The sequence below is a fragment of the Vibrio chemaguriensis genome (assembly GCF_012275705.1).
Classification (GTDB): domain Bacteria; phylum Pseudomonadota; class Gammaproteobacteria; order Enterobacterales; family Vibrionaceae; genus Vibrio; species Vibrio diabolicus.
On sequence record NZ_SHOE01000002.1, the window covers coordinates 377,618 to 401,370 of the forward strand.

General features: G+C 44.2%; 19 protein-coding genes. 12 read left to right on the forward strand and 7 right to left on the reverse strand.

The features are described from left to right. Positions 1-231 precede the first annotated feature (231 nt). The gene (locus EX191_RS03975; protein WP_048626261.1) at positions 232-1,056 is read left to right on the forward strand and encodes a DUF2797 domain-containing protein; all 825 of its coding nucleotides are present in this window, start codon (positions 232-234) and stop codon (positions 1,054-1,056) included. A 95-nt stretch (positions 1,057-1,151) separates the two neighbouring features. Here EX191_RS03975 and EX191_RS03980 read toward each other — a convergent pair whose 3' ends face one another. Together EX191_RS03980 and EX191_RS03985 are read right to left on the reverse strand one after the other, a co-directional pair. Beyond that, entirely contained in the window at positions 1,152-2,387 is a 1,236-nt protein-coding gene (locus tag EX191_RS03980; RefSeq protein ID WP_109168456.1) for a cysteine desulfurase-like protein, read from the reverse strand. Beyond that, positions 2,371-3,027, reverse strand: a complete 657-nt coding sequence (locus tag EX191_RS03985; protein WP_005393193.1) for a 2OG-Fe dioxygenase family protein — start codon at positions 3,025-3,027, stop codon at positions 2,371-2,373. The genes EX191_RS03980 and EX191_RS03985 overlap by 17 nt, the downstream gene beginning before the upstream one ends. Before the next feature lie 359 nt (positions 3,028-3,386). On the opposite strand from EX191_RS03985, the gene trxB reads away from it, so the two are divergent. The 3 genes from trxB to cydC all read left to right on the forward strand — a co-directional run bounded on the left by trxB (position 3,387) and on the right by cydC (position 7,951). Then, a complete protein-coding gene (gene trxB, locus EX191_RS03990) occupies positions 3,387-4,346 on the forward strand; it encodes a thioredoxin-disulfide reductase (RefSeq protein WP_005393195.1) in 960 nt (319 codons plus the stop codon). A 103-nt stretch (positions 4,347-4,449) separates the two neighbouring features. Next, on the forward strand, positions 4,450-6,237 hold the full coding sequence (gene cydD, locus EX191_RS03995; RefSeq protein ID WP_193447178.1) for a heme ABC transporter permease/ATP-binding protein CydD: 1,788 nt from the start codon (positions 4,450-4,452) through the stop codon (positions 6,235-6,237). Continuing rightward, on the forward strand, positions 6,230-7,951 hold the full coding sequence (gene cydC, locus EX191_RS04000; protein WP_182036733.1) for a heme ABC transporter ATP-binding protein/permease CydC: 1,722 nt from the start codon (positions 6,230-6,232) through the stop codon (positions 7,949-7,951). Before cydD ends, cydC begins: the two co-directional genes overlap by 8 nt. A gap of 97 nt (positions 7,952-8,048) precedes the next feature. Here cydC and EX191_RS04005 read toward each other — a convergent pair whose 3' ends face one another. The 3 genes from EX191_RS04005 to EX191_RS04015 form a co-directional block, all read right to left on the reverse strand. Beyond that, entirely contained in the window at positions 8,049-9,380 is a 1,332-nt protein-coding gene (locus EX191_RS04005; RefSeq protein WP_193447179.1) for a D-serine ammonia-lyase, read from the reverse strand. Between the two features lie 83 nt (positions 9,381-9,463). Next, a complete protein-coding gene (serC, locus tag EX191_RS04010) occupies positions 9,464-10,558 on the reverse strand; it encodes a 3-phosphoserine/phosphohydroxythreonine transaminase (RefSeq protein WP_182036731.1) in 1,095 nt (364 codons plus the stop codon). 137 nt (positions 10,559-10,695) lie between these two features. Then, positions 10,696-11,964, reverse strand: coding sequence for a DUF945 family protein (locus tag EX191_RS04015; RefSeq protein WP_182036730.1), 1,269 nt, complete (start codon positions 11,962-11,964; stop codon positions 10,696-10,698). Between the two features lie 186 nt (positions 11,965-12,150). On the opposite strand from EX191_RS04015, the gene EX191_RS04020 reads away from it, so the two are divergent. From EX191_RS04020 to EX191_RS04030, 3 genes are all read left to right on the forward strand, one after another. Next, positions 12,151-14,091: an ATP-binding protein gene (locus EX191_RS04020; RefSeq protein ID WP_182036729.1), complete on the forward strand. Its 1,941-nt coding sequence runs from the start codon at positions 12,151-12,153 to the stop codon at positions 14,089-14,091. Next, the gene (locus EX191_RS04025; RefSeq protein WP_012841921.1) at positions 14,088-14,585 is read left to right on the forward strand and encodes a response regulator; all 498 of its coding nucleotides are present in this window, start codon (positions 14,088-14,090) and stop codon (positions 14,583-14,585) included. Before EX191_RS04020 ends, EX191_RS04025 begins: the two co-directional genes overlap by 4 nt. Positions 14,586-14,874: 289 nt before the next feature. Then, a complete protein-coding gene (locus EX191_RS04030) occupies positions 14,875-15,423 on the forward strand; it encodes a hypothetical protein (RefSeq protein WP_005393208.1) in 549 nt (182 codons plus the stop codon). Positions 15,424-15,613: 190 nt separating this feature from the next. Here the strand turns inward: EX191_RS04030 and EX191_RS04035 are convergent, their stop codons facing one another. Further along, positions 15,614-16,201, reverse strand: a complete 588-nt coding sequence (locus tag EX191_RS04035) for a TfoX/Sxy family DNA transformation protein (protein ID WP_005393210.1) — start codon at positions 16,199-16,201, stop codon at positions 15,614-15,616. Between the two features lie 369 nt (positions 16,202-16,570). On the opposite strand from EX191_RS04035, the gene EX191_RS04040 reads away from it, so the two are divergent. The 5 genes from EX191_RS04040 (at position 16,571) to EX191_RS04060 (ending at position 22,280) form a co-directional block, all read left to right on the forward strand. After that, a complete protein-coding gene (locus tag EX191_RS04040; protein ID WP_005393212.1) occupies positions 16,571-17,491 on the forward strand; it encodes an HDOD domain-containing protein in 921 nt (306 codons plus the stop codon). A 152-nt stretch (positions 17,492-17,643) separates the two neighbouring features. Continuing rightward, the gene (locus EX191_RS04045; protein ID WP_047008634.1) at positions 17,644-18,549 is read left to right on the forward strand and encodes a LysO family transporter; all 906 of its coding nucleotides are present in this window, start codon (positions 17,644-17,646) and stop codon (positions 18,547-18,549) included. 206 nt (positions 18,550-18,755) lie between these two features. Beyond that, positions 18,756-19,268, forward strand: a complete 513-nt coding sequence (locus EX191_RS04050; RefSeq protein ID WP_012841922.1) for a hypothetical protein — start codon at positions 18,756-18,758, stop codon at positions 19,266-19,268. 199 nt (positions 19,269-19,467) lie between these two features. Beyond that, positions 19,468-21,114, forward strand: a complete 1,647-nt coding sequence (gene panP / locus EX191_RS04055; protein WP_182036728.1) for a pyridoxal-dependent aspartate 1-decarboxylase PanP — start codon at positions 19,468-19,470, stop codon at positions 21,112-21,114. 311 nt (positions 21,115-21,425) lie between these two features. Beyond that, positions 21,426-22,280: a MurR/RpiR family transcriptional regulator gene (locus EX191_RS04060; RefSeq protein ID WP_005378021.1), complete on the forward strand. Its 855-nt coding sequence runs from the start codon at positions 21,426-21,428 to the stop codon at positions 22,278-22,280. A 77-nt stretch (positions 22,281-22,357) separates the two neighbouring features. Here the strand turns inward: EX191_RS04060 and EX191_RS04065 are convergent, their stop codons facing one another. Then, positions 22,358-23,602: an iron-containing alcohol dehydrogenase gene (locus EX191_RS04065; RefSeq protein ID WP_182036727.1), complete on the reverse strand. Its 1,245-nt coding sequence runs from the start codon at positions 23,600-23,602 to the stop codon at positions 22,358-22,360. Between the last annotated feature and the right edge of the window lie 151 nt (positions 23,603-23,753).

Genomic DNA, 23,753 nt, shown 5'->3' on the forward strand with positions numbered 1-23,753 from the left:
TCTTACTTTCGATACATGGTAACGTGTTTTGAACCGTTATCACGTTTTTAAATCTCTCAAAAATGCGGTTCACTTGTTATTTGCGAAGCATTTCACAGCCGTATTTCCTAACCCATGAAGGCCAGTGCATAACATTTCAGAGCGATACATTTCGCTTTAATGTGCCTGTCAACCCTGCATCTCATCACCACTTCGGATATACTGTGCAAAAACACAATAATGAGTAATGTCATGTCATTAATTGCAACTGGTACGCTAAATAAAATGCGTGCATCTCTGGACGGTGCTGTCAGTTACCGTCTACCTGTTGGTGAGGAAGAAATTGATCTATCGCCGTTTCTGGGTAAAACGCTCACACTGACTCACACGGGCAATATTTTTTGTTGCTCATGTGGTAAGAAAACGAAAAAGAGTTATTCGCAAGGCCATTGTTTTGTCTGTATGAAAAAGCTAGCAAGCTGCGATATGTGCATCATGAAGCCAGAGACTTGCCACTACGACCAAGGGACTTGTCGCGAGCCACAATGGGGCGAAGAGAACTGCATGGTGGATCACTTTGTCTACCTATCCAATACATCCAGCTTAAAAGTTGGTATCACTCGTCATACGCAAATCCCAACTCGTTGGATTGATCAAGGTGCGACTCAGGGTTTGCCAATTTTTAAGGTAAAAACTCGACATATCTCCGGATTAATTGAAGTTGAACTGGCGAAACACATCGCAGATAAAACCAATTGGCGCACACTGCTGAAAGGCGATGGTGAACCAATGGCACTGCAAGATCGTTTTGCTGAGCTATTACCTTTAGTCGAAGATAAGATTGCTGAGATAAAACAGCAATTCGGTGAAGATGCAATTGAAATATTAAGCGAAAGCATTACCGACCTTAGCTATCCGGTGCAACAGCACCCAACTAAGATCACCTCGCATAATTTCGATAAAAACCCGGTTGTTACTGGCACTTTGCAAGGCATCAAAGGTCAATACCTCATTTTTGACACTGGCGTGATCAACGTAAGAAAATTCACTTCCTATGAAGTGGAAGTAAGCACCTAGCTGCATATACATATATATAGCTGGTTTGTTGAAATAAAAACGAAAAAGCTCGAGTTTGACTCGAGCTTTTTTTTCTATCAGGAAGATATAATCAGTTACGCATCAAGGATGTTTTCTAGTACATCGAACAACATGTCGACTTCTTCTATTGTGTTGTAATGCATGCAACCAATTCGTACCACACCACCCGACTCTTCTAGACCAAGTTGACGAACTAAGCCCAGCGCATAAAAGTGGCCGTTCCAAACACAGATGTTGTGTTCACCCAGCGTTTTCGCGATAAACTCTGGAGAATATCGGTCGAATGTTAGCGCAAAAGTTGGTGTGCGGAGCTGGCTATCTTCTTTCGCAATGCCAAATAGATTGACACCATCTAGTGCACTCAGACGCTGTAAGAATCGCTCACTCAAGCGTTGCTCATGTTGTTCATACAATTGGTAACTTTGCTCCAATCGTTGACGAAGGGGTAAACTGGCTTCACCAAATTGAGCCAGATACTCAACCGCAGCAACGACACCAGCAAGACCTTCAAAACTTTGCGTCCCCGTTTCAAATCGGCCTGGGCCAATATTGGTAGCAGGCTCGACTTTGTACGGACGAATACTGTGCAGCCACTGATCGGCTATGTAAGCAATACCAACGTGCGGGCCGAAAAACTTGTAAGCTGAGCAAGCTAAAAAGTCACAGCCTAACGCTTGAACATCAACCAAATGATGCGGCGCATAATGAACGGCATCCACATAAACTTGTGCCCCAACGTTGTGCGCCATGCTTACTACTCGCTGCACATCCACGATAGAACCAGTCGTATTCGATGCATAGGTCACCGCTACAAGGCGCGTTTTATCAGAAAGAAGACTGCTTAAATGCTCCAAGTCCAACGTACAATCATCTTCGTTGATACGAACCTGATGAACCGTAACGCCTTTATCTTCTGCCGCTTGCTGCCAGCTAGACACATTCGAATAGTGGTCCAAAGCAGAAACAATGATCTCATCTCCCTCTTGCCAATCTCGGCTAATCGCACGGCTGAGCTGAAAGGTTAACGATGTCATGTTCGCGCCGAAGACGATATTGCCAGACGACGGCGCGTTTAGCAGAGCTTGCGCTGACTCGCGTGCATTTTGCATCACGTCAACCGTCTTTTGGCTAGAAAAATAATGCCCGCCTAAGTTGGCGTTGAAACGACCTAAATATCCCACCATGCTGTCTAGCACTGATTGAGGTACCTGTGACCCGCCTGGACCATCAAAAAACGTCACAGGTTTGTCGTTATGGTATTGAGCGAGCGCCGGAAACTGCTCCCTGATCAGATTAAGATTGAAGTTCATTGCGCTTATCCGTAGCCGTGAGTACAAACACATCCATATGACCCGCTTCATCATCAATGACAGAACGGATTGGGCACGCATTGTGCCACAGTTTACTGTCTGCCAATATTGCAACCTCACCCGTTTCTAACACCTTACGGAAAAATGGGGCTTGGTTATGACTGCTGTACAGCATGATGTCACCACCAATGATGTTATGACGTCCTACGCCAACCATTGCAATGTGATCAAAACCGTCTTGGTGCACACCTTCAGGTGCCACTTGAGTTTCTTCTTCTAGCGCTGTGATTCGGATTTGGTGAATTTCTATTTCCTGGCCGTTAGGCAAATGATTCGCATTGACAAACAATTCGCACATTTCTCGGAAACCATCACTGGTGAGAATATCCTTCTCAATCGGCTCAAATTGTCTTACAACATCACCTTGGAATCGGTTGATATCAGACGATTGAACAAAGCTGTTTTTGTTTAAGTCAATGACTTTGCCGTTATCAAAACCAACCACAGAATAACGTCTTAGTCGATACTGACCATCTGCATGCTCGGTACGAGGCAGTTCTTCAAACGATGGGGAAAGTTGCTCAATTGCTGCCATGCTGAGCTGTGTTAAATGCAGAGTATTCTCACGTGAATGTAACATCATTGTCTCCTTTAATGAGGCACATTAATTAACATTTAATTTACACACTAGGTTACGCAAATATTCTGTAATTGCCAGCTTTTAACGTTGATAGCTTCAACAAAACAACAAAAACAACACAACAAACCAATCCAAAGCAAAAATACAGAACCATGTTTCAGTTTTGCGCTTTGGCGATATTTGAAACTAGACTTCTCTACTACGAATAGAATTTTATGCTAGAAGTCAACGTTCTTTATCAATCTTTAGTGGGTTCTAATCTATAACCAATTATTCGATCACAATCGTTGTTTATGCTTTTAAAGCACTAAGAATTTCCATACAATCGAGGGAAATGTTCAGCCCTTTTTGGAGCCATAATGAGCGACGTAAAACATTGTAAACTATTAATTCTTGGTTCTGGTCCAGCAGGATACACAGCTGCCGTCTACGCAGCGCGTGCCAACCTAAACCCTGTGCTTGTGACGGGAATGCAACAAGGTGGTCAGCTAACCACCACTACTGAAGTTGAGAACTGGCCCGGCGACGCTGAAGGTCTGACAGGTCCTGCATTGATGGATCGCATGAAAGAGCACGCCGAGCGTTTCGAAACTGAGATCGTGTTTGATCACATCAACGAAGTAGAACTATCACAACGCCCATTTCGTTTAAAAGGCGATTCTGGCGAGTACACATGTGACGCATTGATTATTTCTACAGGTGCATCAGCAAAATACCTTGGCCTTGAGTCTGAAGAAGCATTTAAAGGTCGCGGCGTTTCTGCTTGTGCAACCTGTGACGGTTTCTTCTACCGTAATCAGAAAGTTGCAGTTGTGGGCGGTGGTAACACTGCTGTTGAGGAAGCACTTTACCTATCTAACATTGCGTCAGAAGTTCACCTGATCCACCGCCGCGATTCATTCCGTGCAGAGAAGATCCTTGTGAAACGTCTGATGGATAAAGTTGAAAGCGGTAATATCGTTCTTCATACCGATCGAACTCTCGATGAAGTACTTGGCGACGACATGGGCGTAACTGGCGTTCGTATTAAAGACGTCAACACAGGTGCGACTGAAGACCTTGAAGTGATGGGTGCGTTTATTGCGATCGGCCACCAGCCAAACACACAAATCTTTGAAGGCCAAGTAGACATGAAAGATGGCTACATCATCGTTAAGTCTGGCCTAGAAGGCAACGCGACACAAACTAGCATTGAAGGTGTATTTGCAGCAGGCGACGTTATGGACCATAACTACCGTCAAGCTATCACATCTGCAGGTACAGGTTGTATGGCGGCATTAGATGCTGAGCGTTTCTTAGACTCACTTGGTGACAAATAACTTTTCACATTTGTGTCATATCCTTAAAGCCCAGCGGTATTCCCGCTGGGTTTTCTTTTGTATACTACCGCCTCATTAAAACAATTATCATTAAGCCTTCACGATGGATAAGAAAAAGCAAAGCAGCTTGAATAAGTGGCTGAAGCAACAAAGTAAGTTAGCCAAGCGCTGGCTTATGATTGCGATAGGCCTAGGCGTACTTTCAAGCGTGTTTTTATTGGCTCAAGCAGCCCTGCTCGCCTCCATTCTGCACCAGTTAATCATTGACCAAGTCGACAAAGCCGACCTCATTTGGCATTTTGTTGGGCTTGGTGGCACGGTTATCGGTCGAGCTGCTTGTACCTGGGGTCGAGAGCTTGCCGGTTACCGTTGCGGTGAGCAAATTCGAGTTTATATTCGCCAACTCATTTTAGATAAAGTTCATAAACTTGGGCCAGCTTACATCAAAGGCAAACCTGCCGGCAGCTGGGCGACGCTCATCTTAGAGCAGGTAGAAGATATGCAAGATTTCTTCTCTCGCTACTTGCCTCAGATGTCATTATCGGTACTAGTGCCTTTCATTATTTTGGTTGTCGTATTCCCAGTAAACTGGGCGGCAGGCTTGATCTTCCTAGTCACTGCACCACTGGTGCCTATTTTCATGGCACTGGTTGGGATGAAAGCCGCAGAAGCAAACCGCAAAAACTTTAAAGCGATGCAGCGTTTGTCCGGTCACTTTTATGACCGCTTGCAAGCAATGACGACCATTCGCTTATTCGATAGAACAAAATCTGAAACTGAAACTCTGAAGGGTGCTTCGGAAGTCTTTCGTACTCGTACCATGGACGTTCTGAAAATCGCGTTTCTATCTTCTGCGGTTTTAGAGTTTTTCACTTCCATTTCTATCGCAATTACCGCCGTCTACTTTGGCTTTAGTTATATCGGAGAGCTCGATTTCGGCTACTACGGCACAGGTGTTACGCTGTTTGCTGGCTTGTTCATTCTGATTTTTGCGCCAGAGTTTTATCAGCCATTACGTGATTTGGGCACGTTCTACCATGCGAAACAGCAAGCGGTTGGCGCAGCAGAAAGTATTGTCGAGTTTCTAGATTTGGAAGTCGATCAAATCAAAGATGGCACCCAAGCGTTAGATAAGAGTAGTCCCATCCATATTGAAGCAGACGAGTTAACCATTTTTAGTCCGGAAGGTAAGCAGCTCGCAGGTCCCCTATCCTTCTCTCTTGAAGCCAACAAAAGTACGGCTTTAGTTGGACCAAGTGGTGCAGGTAAAACAAGCTTGGTAAACACCATCCTCGGTTTCATGCCTTATCAAGGTAGCTTGAAGATTAATGGTTGTGAATTGTCACAACTGGATCTAGCCACATGGCGAGAGGCCGTAAGCTGGATTGGTCAAAACCCAATGCTATTACATGGCAGCATTCGAGATAACGTCACGTTAGGCAAACACAACATTCAAGATGCAGACGTTCATTCTGTTTTGAATGACTCTCATGCTGCTGAATTTGTTGAAATGCATGGGTTGGATTACCCGATATCTGACCGCTCTGGTGGTTTATCTGTCGGTCAAGCCCAGCGTTTAGCGTTGGCTCGCGCTATGCTACAAAATGGTCGTTTTTGGTTATTAGATGAACCGACCGCAAGCTTAGATGCTCGTAGTGAAAAACTCGTCATGGAAGGCATTAACAAGTACGCACATGCCACAACGAATTTGATAATTACTCACCAGTTGGCACCTTTACAAAGCGTATCGCAAATTCTTGTTATGCAGGACGGCCAGATTGTTCAATGTGGTGATTACGACACACTGTCGACAGAAGATGGCTTATTTAAAGACATGTTGGAAGCGAACCTCGCACAACGTGAAACAGACAAGGGGAACTTAGATGCGTGATTTACTCCCTTATCTAAAACTCTATAAGAAACATTGGTTTGGTCTTTCGCTAGGTATGCTATTGGCATTTCTGACCTTAGCTGCATCTATTGGCTTATTAACGCTATCGGGTTGGTTTATTTCAGCCGCTGCGGTGGCAGGCTTGACGGTAGCTCGTGAGACCTTCAACTACATGTTACCAGGTGCTGGGGTACGCGGCGCTGCAATGGCTCGAACCGCAGGTCGATGGGGAGAACGTGTCGTTAGCCACAATGCAACGTTCAAACTGCTTACCGATCTACGTATCTTCTTCTTTAAGAAACTTGCACCACTGATTCCGGGTCGTGTCTCTACGATGCGTGATGCTGATCTGCTCAACCGCCTAGTGGCGGACGTAGATGCGATGGATCACGTTTATCTTCGACTTATCAGCCCTGTCGTGATTGGTATTTTTGGGATACTAAGTTTAACGGCTGTCCTGGCATTTTTTGACTGGCATCTCGCCCTGCTGCTTGGTTCGATTCTTACCGTCATGTTGTTTGTATGGCCGGTGCTGTTCTATAAACTGGGTAAAAACAATGGCGAGAATCTCACTCATCATAAAGCGCAATTGCGAGTGGCGACTCTGGACTGGCTTCAAGGCTACAGCGAACTGAGTATCTTTGGAGCAGAAGAGCGTTATCGCAATCTCATTCTAGAGAAGCAAAAGCAGCTTTTGTCTAATCAGTTTGTGAACGCGAATTTAACGGGCATGGCTTCAGGCCTGCTTATGCTTGTGAACGGTCTTACACTGGTTGTGATGCTTTGGTTTGCTGCAGACGGCGTAGGAGGTCGTGCTCCTGATCCTTGGATTGCGTTGTTTGCATTTGCAACGATGGCAAGTTTTGAAATATTGATGCCTATTGCGGGCGCGTTCCAGTACCTGGGGCAAACGTTGACTTCTGCTCGTCGTTTAAATGAAGTAATTTTGGCTGAACCGGACGTTGTCTTCCCTGAGCAATCGAAACATAAAGGCACAACGTTAGACATTGAATTCGACAACATTGACTTCACTTACCCTGACGGTCAGCAAAAGGTGCTGAAAGACTTGTCACTCTCACTACCGTTGGGCACTAAAACAGCGATTGTAGGTCAAACAGGTTCAGGTAAATCAACACTGATTCAGCTTCTTTGTCGCTACTGGGATGTAAACCAAGGTGAAGTTCGAATCGGTGGTACAAAGCTGCAAGATTGGAGCGAGTCTGACCTGCGAGAAGCAATGACAGTGGTAAGTCAACGCGTTGATGTACTGAATGGAACACTGCGTGACAACTTACTTATGGCCGCTCCAGAAGCAAGTGATGAGCGACTGTCTGAGATTCTTCAAAAAGTCGAACTTGGTGGCCTTCTTGAGGCTCCAGGGCTAGATGCTTGGTTAGGCGACGGTGGTCGTCAGTTATCTGGTGGAGAGAAACGCCGAATCGGTATCGCTCGCGCATTGCTACGTGATGCGCCAATCCTACTCTTGGATGAACCAACTGAAGGTCTCGATAAGCGTACGGAACAGAAAGTGATGGCGCTTTTCAATGAACACTTTGCTAATAAGACAGTAGTATTCATTACACACCGACTGATAGAGCTAGAAAGTATGGATAGCATCTGTTTGATGGAACAAGGTGAGATCATCGAACAAGGCGACCATCCAACGCTACTCGCTCAAAAAGGGCGTTACTACCAGCTATTACAGTCTCTATAATTCGATTTTCAGTGACGAGAAGGGCTCATCAAACGATGAGCCCTTTTGTTATTCCTGTATTGTTAATTGCCTAGTTAAGTACGTATACAGAGCTCATTTACCGACCTGATTTTTTGAGATAAGCCGCCATTTCATCTTCCGGAATCATGCCTCCACCTGTTGCCCAAACAAGATGCGTTGCGCTTCTGAGTTTTTCTTCGTCAAATTGCATTCGAGACTGATAAGCATGGTTATTCGAGACGTGCACTGCCCCAACCATACCAGCTAATGCAGAAGGCTCTAGGTTAATGCCTTCGAGTTCACTTAACTCACCCAAGTGGTGATACATACGAGCATCATCAATGGTGTAAAAGCCATCAATTAGCCTTTCCATCGCTCTACCGACAAATCCCGACGCACGCCCTACTGCCAAACCATCAGCGGCAGTTATGTTGTCGATACCCAAATCTTGTACCGCAATCTCGTCATGCAAGCCGGTATGCACGCCCAACAACATGCACGGAGAGTGTGTTGGCTCTGCGAAAATACAATGAACATGATCACCAAACGCGACTTTCAAACCAAATGCCACGCCACCAGGCCCACCGCCAACACCACAGGGTAGATAAACAAACAGCGGATGATGCTCATCAACCACGATTCCCAAGTCATCAAACTGCTGCTTAAGACGCTCACCCGCAACAGAGTAACCTAGAAACAACGTCTGCGAGTTTTCATCATCAATAAAGAAGCAATTAGGATCTTGCTCAGCTTCTTTACGACCTTGCTCAACGGCAACACCATAGTCTTGCTGGTACTCCACCACTTTGACGCCATGTGACCGGAGCTTATTTTTCTTCCACTCCCGCGCATCAGAAGACATGTGAACTGAGACTGAAAAACCAAGCTTTGCACTCATGATGCCAATGGACATACCGAGGTTACCCGTTGACCCAACCGCAATACTGTACTGCTTAAAAAACTGCCGAAACTCATTGCTGAACAATTTGCTGTAATCATCGGTTTCGCAGAGTAAGCCAGCTTCAAACGCCAACTTTTCTACATGGGTGAGCACTTCATAAATGCCACCTCTCGCTTTGATAGAACCAGAAATTGGCAGATGACTGTCTTTTTTGAGCATTAAACGGCCCAATATTGGCGTGTCGTATTGCTGCTCCAAACGCAATTTCATCTTGGGAACATCCACCACAGAAGACTCAATGATGCCATGCGAAGCTTCCGTTTCGGGAAACGCTTTCATCAAATAAGGCGCAAATCGTGCTAGCCGTTCACTCGCAGCTTGAATATCTTTCTCATCTAGCCTCACATAGGGCAAACCTTCTGCTAAAGAGGTTATGTTTGGGTTAAACCAGCAAACCTCCTTAAGATCGATAAGTGGCGCCAAGAGTGGGAACTGCTTGATCAGCGCTTCAATATTCGCCTTGGTCATTTTACCTTCCTGGAGTGATGTGAGTTGAGATAAACAAAAGCGCCGCAATTGCGACGCTTTCATGAATAACAGTGAATTTGATTTTATGCGTAGTTTTTCTCAAACTCTTGCATAAAATCGACTAACGCTTGTACACCTTCTAGCGGCATGGCGTTATAAATGGAAGCTCGCATACCACCAACGGCTCGGTGCCCTTTTAGTGATTTCAGCCCTTTGGCATCTGCTAATTCAAGGAACGTCGCATCCAGTTCAGGTTTCGCAAGTTGGAATGGCACATTCATCAAAGAACGGTTTGCTGAGTGCACGCCATTACGGTAGAAATCAGACTGATCGATGTAATCATACAGTAGTGCGGCTTTATCGCGGTTCACTTGCTCGATCGCTTTTACCCCACCCTGCGCCTTTAACCATTTAAAAACTAGGCCAGACAGGTACCATGCAAAGGTTGGTGGCGTGTTGAACATTGATTCTTTCTCAGCCAGAACAGTGTAATCCAAGATACTTGGCAGTACCTGCTTCGCCATACCTAACAAGTCGTCGCGCACGATAGCGATAGCAATGCCTGAAGGACCAATGTTTTTCTGAGCGCCCGCATAAATCACACCGTATTTCGATACATCAATCTCACGAGAAAGAATCGTCGAAGACATGTCAGCAACGATTGGTTTGTCGGTGACAGGAAGATCGTTAATCTCGATACCGTCAATGGTTTCATTTGGACAAAAATGCACGTAAGCCGCTTCTGGAGCAATTTTCCATTCGTTTGCAGGTAGAACCGCGACTTTCCCGTTGATTTCTGTTTTTGCATCAAACACGTCTGGTTCGCAGTATTTTTTCGCTTCAGCTACCGCGCTTTCAGCCCAATAACCACCATCGATGTAAGTTGCCGTATCGGCATCACCAAGTAAGTTTAGAGGAACAGCAGCAAACTGAGCACGAGCACCACCTTGGCAGAACAGTACTTTATAGTTGTCCGGAATATTCAGAAGATCACGTAAATCCTGCTCGGCTTCTTCTGCAACTTTGATGAACTCTTTGCTTCGGTGGCTGATTTCCATGACCGAAGTGCCAAGACCTTGCCAATCGATTAGTTCCTGTTGTGCTTGCTGCATAACTGCTTTAGGCAGACCTGCTGGCCCTGCACTGAAGTTAAATACGTTGTCCGTATTTTGTTCCATGATGCTCATTGCTCCTGCTATGTAAATATTACGAAATTAATATCACGTTTTCGCAGTGATAAAAACAAGAAAAGAGGTCTTACGACCTCTTTTTAAAGACTAAGCGTTGAATTGGAACAAATTCGCAACAACACGAATTACTGTTGTGGCATCAAAGCAGGCATAAGTAGAGCCACCAATGGGAACTCATGCCCATTTTCGAACTTCAATTTGCCTTCACCAATTTCTGCTTTTAATTGATAACCGCCCTCTACTTTCTCGATCAACTCCATGATGAGCAGCTCATCAATTCCTTCTTGAATAAATGGGTAGTGCGTCACTAATTCGTCAGAGAAGTAAGTGCTGAGCTCACCAGTAGTCGCCGTCATCAACTTCATTGGGTCTTGAGTAATGTGGTCAGTACCTTCAGGAATGGATAATTGCCACTCGTTATGGAATTTACCGTCACCAAATGCAAGTGAAAGCTCATTCACTGATAAATCAAAACCTTTGCTAAACAGCGTGTCAACATGCGGCAATAAGCTCGCAATTTCCTGCTCGTCTAACATTGGAGAGCTTTGATAGATAGACATAATTTGGTCAAATGACTGGCTATCCACATCTGCAATTGAGAAATCCAACTTAAAGTTATCGACATCCGTACCATCAGTTAAACGCAGTTTCTTAGCATCTAGGTTCAGCTGACTGTTCAGCTTATCACCAGACTCATTCATCGTAGTGTTGCCGCGGTAACTTGCATTCTCAATCAAAAAGACAGGCGTTAAGTTCGAATCAACCACATCCAGCTTCTCTAGAGAAAAAGATTGCTCACCCAGCCAATAGCCTTTTGCTTGCTTACCTTTACCCTGCCCTGTCAATGCATTCAGATGAAGCTCTTCACCGTTTTCAAAATCCACTTGAACAGAAGGAACAGAAACTTGGTAATTGAGATCACCCAATACCGTCACATCCCCTGTCACTTTTGCAGGGCTTGTAGAAACAGAAACACCTTGCGCTTCGTTACGATAATGCCAACTGTCTAGGTCGAGGATAAATGCCGTATTGCCATTTAGTTGAGTCTGACTATGCATCGTGAGAGGCAAAAAGTCATTGTCCACCAATTTTGAATCTGCTGTTAGGCTTGTTAGACCGTGGCTAACATCACTGGTTACGTCAAACGTCGTTGGCATACCATCACGCTCTAGCTGCGTTTTAAGCTCAGGATCAACAACTGAATAACGAGTCAGCACGACTGAAGACAAATAGCCACGTTGATACTCGACCACTTCGCCTTTAATCATTTCATCATTCATATTGGTAATACCATCTTCAATGATGGACTGACCAATTTGTCCGACAGCCAATGGCCAACACAGCGCTAATGAGATAGCACCACCAATGGCGCCGATTTTTTTAAGATTTTGCATAACGTCACTTATTAGGTATTTTCGGTCAGTCTACCCCAAACCTTCTGCGGAGAAAACATTGAGACAAATCAGACTATTGATGCTTATTCTAGTCCATTAATCAGGAATCATACTTGGCTCCCACTCATCATGTCCTTTTATTGTTAAAGTTTGCGTGGCGAAGTTTTAACCGGAGCTAAAACATCTGTGAATCGTTATGCTGTGTTGTGTCTCGACAACAACCCAATCAGTGCTGAACAGTTTCGATTGGAGCTGTCTGCCTTCTCAAGTAAGTTTGATATTTTTTCTGTCGAATCGATAGAAGAGGCTCAAAGCGCTTTAGAGTATCTGGAAGAAAGAGAGCAGACTGTTGCTTTAGTTATAGCGAGCCATCACGCTCATTTTAATGGCGTGGATTTTCTTATTGGTTTAGACCGGATGCCGCATACCGAGCAAGCAAGAAAAATTCTTATTAGCTGCTCGTCTGATATAGAGGCAATTCTCACTGCCGTTAATGAGGGCAGGCTCGACCACTGCCTCACTAAACCTTTGCCAGATCACGTCTTATTTAACACAGTGCAAAAAGAGCTGACCCAATTTATATTGCGAAATGGCAAAGAAGACCTGCTAAGTTACAGTCAGATATTGGATCATCACAGCTTGTTGCGAGCGCACATCAATAATCAGATGAGCCATTATCAAGCGGGCTTTTTACACGACTACCACTCGATGTCTGATGCTGAGTTAGCCGAGCAAGTGATCTCCGCTCTCCAGCAATTTTTCAAAGATAATGACGAAACAAGAGCGTGCCGCACCTATTCAACTGAACACTTATTAACCGTAGAAGGCGAGCCAAATAGCTTCTTGTGGTTTATCACCGATGGTGAAGTGGCTCTGTACAAGCGCGATGAGCAAGGCATGCAACGAGAGGTTGTACGCCATAACAAAGGTAATATTGTCGGAGGCATGTCGTTTGTTACTGGAGAATGTTCTTTCTCGACAGCCCTAACGCTGACAAAGACAAAGGTCATCAAACTCGATCGCAACGTATTCAATAAAGTGATGCAAAGTGACTCAAACTTGCTGCCTCTTTTTACAAACTTGCTCTTACGCCACTTCAACCGCCGGTTACAAAGAAGCATCAACACCAAGCTGCAACTTCAAAAAACGCTCGAATCGCTGGAGTCTGCCCACCAGCAACTCATTGAAAGAGAAAAAATGGCGATGCTTGGCCAGTTGGTTGCGGGCGTGGCGCATGAACTAAATAATCCGATAGCAGCGATATTGAGGGGAGTAGAAAATTTAACGCATACGCTAGAACGATTACTTAACGAAATACCCAGTTCCGATATACAAACCAAAGGCATTGAGTTACTGAGCAAAGCTCAAACCGCAAAACCCGCTTCAACCGCAGAGCTCAGATCACGCGTTAAAGCACTTAATCATGCCCTTCCAGATCGAACATTGGCAAAGAAAGTGGTGAACCTTGGGCTAGAGTCAGATCACGAGTTACTCACTCAACTAACGAAAAAACAGCAAGTGTCTTCTCATGTTCTAGATACTCTTGAGCAATACCACAAAGCAGGTTCCACTCTTCGCTCGATTAACGTCTGTGCTGCGCGAATTGCAGATATGGTGAAAAGCCTTAAAGGTTACGCACGCTCAGATGATGAGACCCAGCACTATGCTGATATTCATGAAGGTATTGAAGATACCTTGGTGATCTTCGAAAACAAACTAAAAATGCATCAGGTTTCCACTGATTATGCGGATTTACCTCCTATCCTTTGTCAACCAATCGCACTCCAACAGGTATGGACGAATTTGGTCTCTAACGCCATTGATGCATTTCCGGAAAAAGGCGTTTTAAAAATACAAACACGTCTTGCAGAAAAAGATCATACACATTACGCCGTTATCTCGTTTGAAGATAATGGGTGTGGCATTCCTGAATCGCAAAGAGATGCCATTTTCGAGCTCAACTTCACGACGAAAAAAGAAGGCAACTTTGGTTTAGGCATTGGGCTGTCCATCTGCCAGCAAATCGTGACAGCACATAAGGGATGGATTGACGTCGAATCAGAGCTCGACAAGTTCACACGAATGACAGTCTGGTTACCAGTCATCGAAAAAGGAGATGAAATATGACCAAGTATTTAATTTTATGTGTCGATGACGAACGAGAAGTCTTGGATAGCGTGCTCCAGGATCTCGCTCCCTTTGAGGAACATTTTATTGTCGAGGGAGCGGAATCAGTCACTGAAGCAAGGCAAGTGATCGAGGAGATGGCGGAAGAGGAAGTTCAGCTTGCGCTCATTTTATGCGACCACATTATGCCGGAGCAAACTGGGATTAGCTTCTTAATCGAACTCAGTCAAAATGGTGACACAAAAGCGGCCCGCAAAGTCTTACTTACAGGACAAGCCGGCTTAGAAGACACCGTTGAGGCCGTCAATAACGCAAGTCTGGACTATTACATAGCCAAACCATGGAGAGGTGAAGAGTTGAGAAAAGCAATCGTGTCTCAGCTTACTGCTTTTATGATTGCAAATGATGATAACTTATTATCTTGGACTCAAGTCCTTGATTCTGAGGCGATCCTCAATGCCATGGCTGAACGCAGAGCAAGCTTCGGCGAGTAATATGCGTGGCTCTAGCTTGAATGTCACCAAAGCCAGCTGATCCACGTTATTTCGCGCAATAGCGCGAGTATGGAAAAGCATCACTATTTATCCGATTGATGCTCTTAGACGTTATGTATATGGCGTAGTTTTTGCTTAAACCAACTAACTATTAAGTTAATTGACAAAACATCGACACATTTTTGTTGGTCGTGGACCTTCCTTTTTATTATGATGTCGGACAAATCAGATTACGGTTCAAGTGGTTGCTTGAATCCATGGAAATAATGAACAAGGTTTATCGTTAGTTATGCGTAAAACACTATTAGCCGCTGCCTTACTAGTGGCATCAAGCCATGCCCTAGCCGCAAACGACCGCAATGCGCCAGCAACTATGAGCAACTTTAGCTACGACTATTTCGAAGCACGTATTGGCGCAAGTCCTGTGACATTTGGTGCTGGATTCAGCAAATCAATTCACCCTAACGCACATGTTATTGCTCGTATCGACTCTGAGTTTGAAAGTGATTTTGACTCAGCCGCTGGTTTTGGCTTTCATTCGCCACTAAACAACTGGGCTGACCTTACAGGTGAAATGCTAATGCGCGTTGTACAACCTTCAAGCGATAGCAGCACTGACGTAGGTATGGAACTGAACTTAGGTGTTCGTCAATGGTTAGGTCCTCAATTAGAGGTAGGCGGCAAAGTCGGCTACGTTTCTATTGATAACGATGACGACTGGACCGGTGCAGCATACGCTCGTTTCCACTCAACTGAGCTTTTCTCTCTAGGTGCTGAAGCGCGTATCAACGACTTTTATGGTGATCAGGTAATGTTCACTACGCGTTTTAAGTTTTAAGATTTTTGCTTTAATAAAAGAGCAAATTAAAAAACAAAAACCGAGGCCCATGCCTCGGCTTTTTGTCTAATCTAATGACTAACTCAATGAAGTGGTCAAAAACTTCAATGTCCTTTTTCCGCTTTCAACACTTGCCTTTACGACCCGCTAACTCCATCAAAACGAGTCAATCATCGTGCGTTCAGCTTGCTTACTCACACAGCGCCAATAACTGCTTTTTACGCGGCTCTTGAATCAGTTTCCAATGAACACCGTCAGTTGCACCAGCGAATTTCCAAAGCAACTTAACATCAACGTCATTGCCATAAGCCACTTTAACTTTGTTGAAGACTTTTACAGGTCCAAGTTCTAAAAAGGTTTCTACGTCATCAACACCTGCTTTCTTGACCATTCGCTCAAGAGTTAACTGCATATTTGGCAGATCTCTCAAACGTCTACTGGCAGAAGACTTTTGATATTTTCGTTCCTTAATTGAGTATTCAATTGATTTTTGTACCAGTTCATCGAGTCCTGCATATCCGGATTCAAACAAATCTGTTACGTCATAATAATTTACGGTTGCCGTCGTCTGTTTTTTGACGTGCTTATATTTTTCGCAATTCAGTTGAGTAAACACTTCGTCCAATCCATTACCACCACGTAAGTAGCAGCAATCATTGCTGACAAGCGCAAACATAGCATCATCGGTGAATAAACCGATACCACCGAACATAGAACGTTTTTGATACTCACTAAAGTTGCGTACATATTTAAAAAAAGCTTGGTCTGTCATGTCCATTGACCTCTTTAATCTGAATAAATTACCCCGATTAGCGATGTCACCAGATAAACAGCAGCTTATAGCGAATTATAAATGTCGATTTGTTGGCGATATTTTTGTGAGTTGTGCTCACCAACTTGCTTAATCATACTTAACGTTGAAAAATAAGTTAGGACATAGGTCACATATAAAAAAGTATATATTCAGCATACGTGATTAGTTTCACACTTATTATTCATGTGGTGATATTTTTTTGACGCACGGCATGCCCAAAACACGCCATCATTATGATCTCGCTGGCAATTACGAGCACGTGATACGCATTTAATTGATAAAGAATACGCTGTAAGGGTACACTGTACGAAAGATCTCAAGTACAGCGTCACAATGGAACATTTATCATTTTTTTGGCTGCCAAATAATAAAGATAAGCTTATAAACGCACTGGAATCCGAGTTTGCTCAGCTGGTAGAACAGTCCATCTCAACGGGTAAGATTTCATTACCCCCTATTCCTGATGTCGTGCTTAAAATTCAGCAGTTATGTGTCGAAGAACACACCACTATTTCAGATGTTGCTAACTGTTTGTTAGAAGATCCCGGCTTGGCGGCGGTCGTTCTGCGAGTAGCAAACTCTGTAATTTTCAATCGCAGAAACATTACCTGCAACGACTTAACCACCGCGGTATCTCGCCTTGGTATACTGCGCGTGCGTGATATTGTTACCGCACAAGCTATTGAACAACTTAAACATTCAGTAAATTTAACCAAAGAATGTAATGCTATCTTGGTGAAAAGTGCAGCGGTATCCCGAGAACTCGGTGCCGTCATGGTGATATTGGTTCAAGCGTTTCGTAAACACGAGCCAGGTACTTATGGGCACTTGGAGCAAGAAAAAGCATTGCTGGTTGGTCTGCTAGCCGATATCGGTTTGTTTTGTCTAATCAACGAGTACCACCTGTACTTAGATAGAGGCAATTACCTAGATCCTGAAATTGCGTTGCAAATCTTCCAAACTCGTTGTTCAGCAACAAGCAAACTGGTGCTCGAGCGCTGGGGATTTGACAATGACTTTAGAGAGGTCTCCTCAAACGAGAAGTACGAGCAAACGCGGCCGGAAGTGAGTTATTTAGACATTGCAAGAATCGCGCATCACCTATTGATGTTCCGCAATCATGATGAACGCATTGATGAACACGAAGTTGAATTCAACTTAACAGGTGCAGAGGTCTTGTATGAACTCAGCAATATGAGTGATACTGACTTCAATGACCAAATACGTGCAGTGCTAAGTGCTAGCGGCTTGTAATTTATCGTTTTCTCACATCTAATTCGCGATAAACGATTCGCTCAAGGCTGAGCAGCGTTTGGTATTTGGTAAAATATCTCTCTAATTTCAACCGATAAATAATTTGATTTATGTGTGTTGGTATTATCTCAAAAAAGGAATCATAGAGCTTTATGTTCTCAGGGATGCTATTTATTTTCGCTCCACTTGTTGTGGGGTATCTAATTCCTATATCTCGAGCCTCGTTACTGGAGAAGATCAATCAATCAACGTCCTACCTTATTTACGTCATTTTGTCGTTGATGGGACTTAGCCTAGCAGCGCTCGATAACTTAAGTAGCAACTTACAAAGTATTCTCCTCTATGCGAGTACTTTCTTTTTATGTTTAAGTACCTGTAATCTGTTGGCGCTGCCTATTATCGATAGGATTATTCCTCTCCAGACCAATCAGAATCAAAAGAAGCTGCCGCTATCCTCGATGGCTTTAGAATCAGTAAAGCTGATTGTTGTCGTTGGTGGCGGGCTAGTAGTTGGTCTGCTGTTACCCATCGATTTAAGTTGGGTGGATACAGCGAGCGAATGGATACTCTTCCTGCTCCTATTTTTTATTGGTATTCAGCTTCGCAATAGTGGTCTTACTCTTCGCCAAATTCTATTAAATAAACAGGGTATGGCCATTGCGGCAGTTGTGATCGCAACATGTATGCTTGGTGGCGTTATTGCAGCGATACTTTTGGACCTTCCTATCTATCAAGCCCTCGCGATGGCTTCAGGCTTTGGCTGGTATTCACTCGCAGGAATTTTGATGGGAGACGCTTTTGGCCCCGTGTTTGGGGGGGCATCTTTCCTGATCGAATTGATGAGAGAGCTGGTCGCGCTGGTAGCCATTCCTCTCTTTATTCGTAGCTATCCGTGCACAGCAATTGGTTATGCAGGGGCAACAGCAATGGACTTTACCCTACCTGTTATTCAGACTACAGGTGGTGTGCGTTGTGTCCCAGTTGCCATCGTTAGTGGGTTTATTTTGAGTTTACTGGTACCAGTTATGATGCTTTTCTTTGTATCACTTGCTAGCTAGATCTCAGGTTTTCGCTTTAACATCCATTACAATACGGCAAAAATTCAAATACCCAGTTAACGTCAAAGTGATCAAGATTTTGGCAATAATCCGCTTTCTTTTTGTCAATTAGCCCAATGATTTATCACGACTAAAGAGAAAGAAGGGTGAAACATCAACTTATGTGCCTTGCGTTAATAAAGGGATAACAACCAGAAGGAAGAAGAATGAAACGCTTTGTCGTTGCAGCGCTCCTCGCTACAAGCTCAACTTTTACGTTTGCCGCAGATCAACAATGTCTTGCAAGCAAATACGACGGCTATGTTGATGCCTCACTACAGTGGTATCAAGATCTTGTCGATTTGACGGTTACCCAGTATCCAGATCTAAAAGAAGTTAGCCAGTGGTTCTTGGACGGCCGTAAACATCACTTTGAATTAAACCGTGAAGCGGTTCACTATTTTCTAGAGAACGATCCTAGCCGTGTTGCAACAGAACAGCCAATCGAAGCATGGCTAAAATTGGAACAACACGACGTTAAGCAGCTAGCAAGCCGAAGTGATAAGTTAGGTGAAGTCGCAAAACAAACGTTTAGTGACCGTCAATCGACTAACCATCCAAAAAACTACGAACTCCGTTCAGCATTCGCCGACCTGCTTAGCCATCCACAACAAATTGATACCGCGCTTAATAAGTACAATCAGTCAATAGAGAAGATTGAAAAGCAGAAGTGTGATTAATTAATCGTTGAGGATGCTCGAAAACGCCGAGTGTTTTAACACATTAAAATCAACGATTTTTTAATGCGAAGATTGTAGCCTTCACCTAAAATTTTCATTTCAGCAACATGGGTTTCAACAATTAAAACGGGACTTTGCGCCCGTTTTAGTTTAGATTGTGCCGCTCGCATTACCAAAATAACTACAAAGATTCTTTGCTATGGTTAAGGAACAAAAAACCGCTGACGTTAGCTTTGAGAGCTTGCTAAAGATCTTCACTGTCCCAGAAGGTCCTGACTCAACGTTAACCAAAATTGACGAGAGCCTCTCGCGAAATCTAAATCAATTTCTTCGTGAACACATCGTGGCAGAAGAAAAGCCTTTACGCGAAATCGAAAAAGACTTTTCTTCTGCTCAGATTCCTGAGCAGCCAGAGTTCGTGTCAGATCATACAGAACACTTACTCGACACTTTGGTGTCGCACTCCGTTCACACTTCTTCACCAAGCTTCATTGGTCATATGACATCGGCGCTGCCTTATTTCTTGATGCCACTGTCAAAGATCATGATCGCCTTAAACCAAAACCTGGTAAAGATAGAGACTTCTAAAGCCTTTACCCCGCTTGAACGTCAAGTTTTGGGCATGCTACATCGCTTGATCTATGGTCAGAGCGATACGTTTTACGATCAGTGGATGCATAGCGCAAACCACTCATTGGGCGCATTTTGCTCCGGCGGTACCATTGCCAATATCACTGCACTTTGGGTAGCACGTAACAAGGCGTTAAGAGCCAATGGTTCATTTAAAGGCGTTGAGAAAGAAGGCCTATTTAAAGCCATGAAGCATTATGGCTACGATGGCTTAGCGGTATTGGTGTCTGAGCGTGGTCACTACTCCCTTAAGAAAGCAGCCGATGTACTAGGTTTAGGTCAAGAAGGCTTGGTTGCGGTTAAAACGGACGCCAACAACCGTATTATTGTCGACGACCTTAAAGCGAAAATTGTTGAACTAGAGAAAAAAAACATCAAGCCTATTGCTGTTATTGGTGTAGCTGGTACAACAGAGACAGGTAATGTCGACCCGCTACCTGAAATCGCAGAAGTCTGCCAAGCTCACGGTTGTCATTTTCATGTGGATGCCGCATGGGGTGGCGCAACACTTATGTCTAATCACCACCGTCACCTTCTTAACGGTGTGGAAATGGCAGACTCAGTAACCATTGATGCGCACAAGCAACTCTACATCCCGATGGGCGCTGGTATGGTTCTGTTCAAAGACCCTGACGCAATGAAATCCATAGAGCATCACGCTCAATATATCTTGCGTAAAGGCTCAAAAGACCTAGGCAGTCATACATTAGAAGGCTCTCGTTCAGGCATGGCAATGTTGGTCTATGCCGCAATGCACATCATCAGCCGCCCTGGCTATGAGCTGCTGATAGACCAAAGCATTGAAAAAGCTCGCTACTTTGCGGATTTAATCAAGCAGCAAGATGATTTCGAGTTGGTTTCTGAACCAGAGCTTTGTCTGCTCACATACCGCTACTTGCCGCCATTCATCCGTGAGGCATTAGCAAAAGCGGAAGGTTCACAAAAAGAACAACTGAATGAACTGATTAATGAATTAACACAGTTTATTCAAAAGCGTCAGCGCGAAACGGGCAAATCGTTTGTTTCACGTACAAGACTGAACCCAGACCAATGGCAGCGCATGAACACGATTGTGTTCCGAGTGGTTTTGGCTAATCCGCTGACGACCAAAGAGATTTTGAGTTCGGTGCTTGATGAACAGCGTGAAATCGCCAAGCAAGCACCAAATTTGATGGAAAGAATTCAGCAGGTGGTCACTAATATCCAATCGTCTTAATGACCCGAAAGAGTTACATCAATTTGAAATTTTTTTTCGTTTTGATGTAACTCAAACATCATTCTCGTGCGACTGGCGCAACAAAACATCGATTACACATCCAATTCTGTAGTTTTTACAACATTTTGTTTGAGGCCTGTCAAATTCTCACTAAATAGTATCCGTTATTGGTTTAGACTGATTGAAGATCAGGTTTATACTGATTCTATGGCGCTGGTTGTTTTCGTTAACGCCCCACTCTACTCTGGAATCTTCGTGTTTCCTTTCGTTAACAGAGCCAGCGAGTTGTTCTCTATACCCTCGTGAACACTATGAATACATTAGAAAAAATTCAAAAAAACCTGGAGAATTTCAGTAAGTCAGAGCGCAAAGTTGCGGAAGTAATTATGGCGTCTCCACAAACTGCAATTCATTCAAGCATTGCAACGTTGGCTAAAATGGCTGATGTTAGTGAGCCCACTGTAAACCGCTTCTGTCGTCGTCTGGACACCAAGGGCTTTCCAGATTTTAAGCTTCACTTGGCACAGAGCCTAGCCAACGGTACCCCTTACGTTAACCGTAACGTGGAAGAAGACGATGGCCCAGACGCGTACACCCATAAGATTTTTGAATCGACCATGGCGTGTTTAGATGTCGCGAAAAACAGCCTAGATCCAATGCAAGTGAACCGTGCGGTCGATTTGCTAACGCAAGCGAAGCGCATTTCATTCTTTGGCCTTGGTGCTTCATCTTCTGTAGCCCGAGACGCACAAAACAAGTTTATTCGCTTTAACATTCCAATTACTTGTTTTGAAGACATTGTCATGCAGCGCATGAGTTGTATTAACTGCAGTGATAATGATGTTGTGGTTCTTATTTCTCACACAGGTCGAACGAAGAGTCAGGTCGAAATAGCAAACCTTGCTCGTGAAAACGGCGCGACGGTCATTGCGATTACAGCAAAGGACTCACCGCTAGAAAAGGCAAGTTCACTCGCTATTACGCTTGATATTCCTGAAGATACCGACGTCTATATGCCAATGGCGAGTCGAGTTGTACAGATGACGGTGATTGATGTACTCGCAACTGGCTTCACACTTCGCCGTGGTACAGGTTTCCGTGAGAACCTAAAACGCGTAAAAGATGCGTTGAAAGACAGTCGCTATGACAAGCTAAGTCAGTACTAAGTCCTGCTGTTTAGTGAAAGATTTAATAAAGGGGAGCTCTACGCTCCCCTTTTTTCAATGTGCTTTAGATCAATACATCAACCCAAGTCGTTCACACTCGATAAGTCCGTTCTTGATTCAAGCACTTCTACAGAGCTCACGTGTTGTGTGCTCTCTGCCACACACTCTCCACTGCAATCACAGACTTGCTGCAATATGTATATCAAACGTTCCTGATTAAGGGGTAGCGGGTTGCCTTTGATCGCCATCGACTTAAGCGCATCGTTCGCCACTTGTTCAAAAGAAGTTTGGCATACTCCGAATTGGCCAAGTAACGGCAACGCTAACTTATCTAACACCATATTTACCCAAAGAACCCCATCGTGCTCATTCGCGTTCGCACGATCGGTAACCAGTTGGGCAAGTTTACGATAACGATTTATCACATCATTCCTACCAGCGAACTTCGCGGCGTTAATATTTTCCTGCATCACGTGCGGTGCAAGACGCGCCGTGATCACGCTGTGGGGAGCATCTAACTTACCTCCTAACGCCGACGCAAGCCCATGCGCAGCACCTAATTTGGCATTAGTAATGGCCATGCCACCGAGCAACGCAGCGAATGATAAATCCGAGCGAGCCTTATGATTATCTTGCTTACAAGCAGCAATCACTGAACGGCTTAAACGACGAAGTCCCTCTTCGCACACCATATCTGTAAGAGGGTTTGGCTCACCACACACATACGCTTCCATCAAATGAGTGAACGCATCCATCGCGCCACGCCCGGATGTGTATTGATCGGTTCCATAAGTGAGCGTCGGATCCACAATGGCAACGTCTGCCAGCATATCAGGGCTTCGAAGACTCACTTTCACTTTATCTTGTCCAGACTTCAACACCGCATTTCGAGTCACCTCTGAGCCCGTGCTTGCTGTCGTAGGAATTGCAATAAAATGAAGAGGTTTTGCCTTTAATGGTACGTTTCTTCCTACCACTTCGACGTAATCGTAAACATTGCCTTGATTAGGAATAATAGCGGCTAGGGCTTTACCCATATCGATGACACTGCCACCGCCAATAGCAATCACCATATCAGGCTGGAATTTTCTACCGAGTACCGCGGTCTCTTCTACCATTGTGATATAAGGTTCGCCATTGATTGCTACGTGTTGGTAACGCATATTTTGAGCTTTAAGGTAGTTAATGATGGGCGTGGCTCGTTGGGTGTCCTTCCCAGTTACCAGCAAAACACTGTAGCCAAATTGGTTGATAACGGATAATGAAGACTGAAGTGCACCTTCACCAAATATAATCCTTGTTGCAGTCATAAACTGAAACATACACATCCTCCCAAAATAATATACCCAAATAACCTCTTGCCCTCTAATTTAACACTTATGTAAGAGTTGAAGTCATTTGCGTATAGCCAGATTAGATTGCTATGTTTTTGAATAAAAAAAATTGACCAATTCCACCTTGCCATCATTAACC

Bases quoted from the DNA above. Each gene is read 5' to 3' on its own strand.
- EX191_RS03975 (WP_048626261.1), top strand. From the start codon at position 232: ATGTCATTAATTGCAACTGGTACGCTAAATAAAATGCGTGCATCTCTG.
- EX191_RS03980 (WP_109168456.1), bottom strand. From the start codon at position 2,387: ATGAACTTCAATCTTAATCTGATCAGGGAGCAGTTTCCGGCGCTCGCT.
- EX191_RS03985 (WP_005393193.1), bottom strand. From the start codon at position 3,027: ATGTTACATTCACGTGAGAATACTCTGCATTTAACACAGCTCAGCATG.
- trxB (WP_005393195.1), top strand. From the start codon at position 3,387: ATGAGCGACGTAAAACATTGTAAACTATTAATTCTTGGTTCTGGTCCA.
- cydD (WP_193447178.1), top strand. From the start codon at position 4,450: ATGGATAAGAAAAAGCAAAGCAGCTTGAATAAGTGGCTGAAGCAACAA.
- cydC (WP_182036733.1), top strand. From the start codon at position 6,230: ATGCGTGATTTACTCCCTTATCTAAAACTCTATAAGAAACATTGGTTT.
- EX191_RS04005 (WP_193447179.1), bottom strand. From the start codon at position 9,380: ATGACCAAGGCGAATATTGAAGCGCTGATCAAGCAGTTCCCACTCTTG.
- serC (WP_182036731.1), bottom strand. From the start codon at position 10,558: ATGGAACAAAATACGGACAACGTATTTAACTTCAGTGCAGGGCCAGCA.
- EX191_RS04015 (WP_182036730.1), bottom strand. From the start codon at position 11,964: ATGCAAAATCTTAAAAAAATCGGCGCCATTGGTGGTGCTATCTCATTA.
- EX191_RS04025 (WP_012841921.1), top strand. From the start codon at position 14,088: ATGACCAAGTATTTAATTTTATGTGTCGATGACGAACGAGAAGTCTTG.
- EX191_RS04030 (WP_005393208.1), top strand. From the start codon at position 14,875: ATGCGTAAAACACTATTAGCCGCTGCCTTACTAGTGGCATCAAGCCAT.
- EX191_RS04035 (WP_005393210.1), bottom strand. From the start codon at position 16,201: ATGGACATGACAGACCAAGCTTTTTTTAAATATGTACGCAACTTTAGT.
- EX191_RS04040 (WP_005393212.1), top strand. From the start codon at position 16,571: ATGGAACATTTATCATTTTTTTGGCTGCCAAATAATAAAGATAAGCTT.
- EX191_RS04045 (WP_047008634.1), top strand. From the start codon at position 17,644: ATGTTCTCAGGGATGCTATTTATTTTCGCTCCACTTGTTGTGGGGTAT.
- EX191_RS04050 (WP_012841922.1), top strand. From the start codon at position 18,756: ATGAAACGCTTTGTCGTTGCAGCGCTCCTCGCTACAAGCTCAACTTTT.
- panP (WP_182036728.1), top strand. From the start codon at position 19,468: ATGGTTAAGGAACAAAAAACCGCTGACGTTAGCTTTGAGAGCTTGCTA.
- EX191_RS04060 (WP_005378021.1), top strand. From the start codon at position 21,426: ATGAATACATTAGAAAAAATTCAAAAAAACCTGGAGAATTTCAGTAAG.
- EX191_RS04065 (WP_182036727.1), bottom strand. From the start codon at position 23,602: ATGTTTCAGTTTATGACTGCAACAAGGATTATATTTGGTGAAGGTGCA.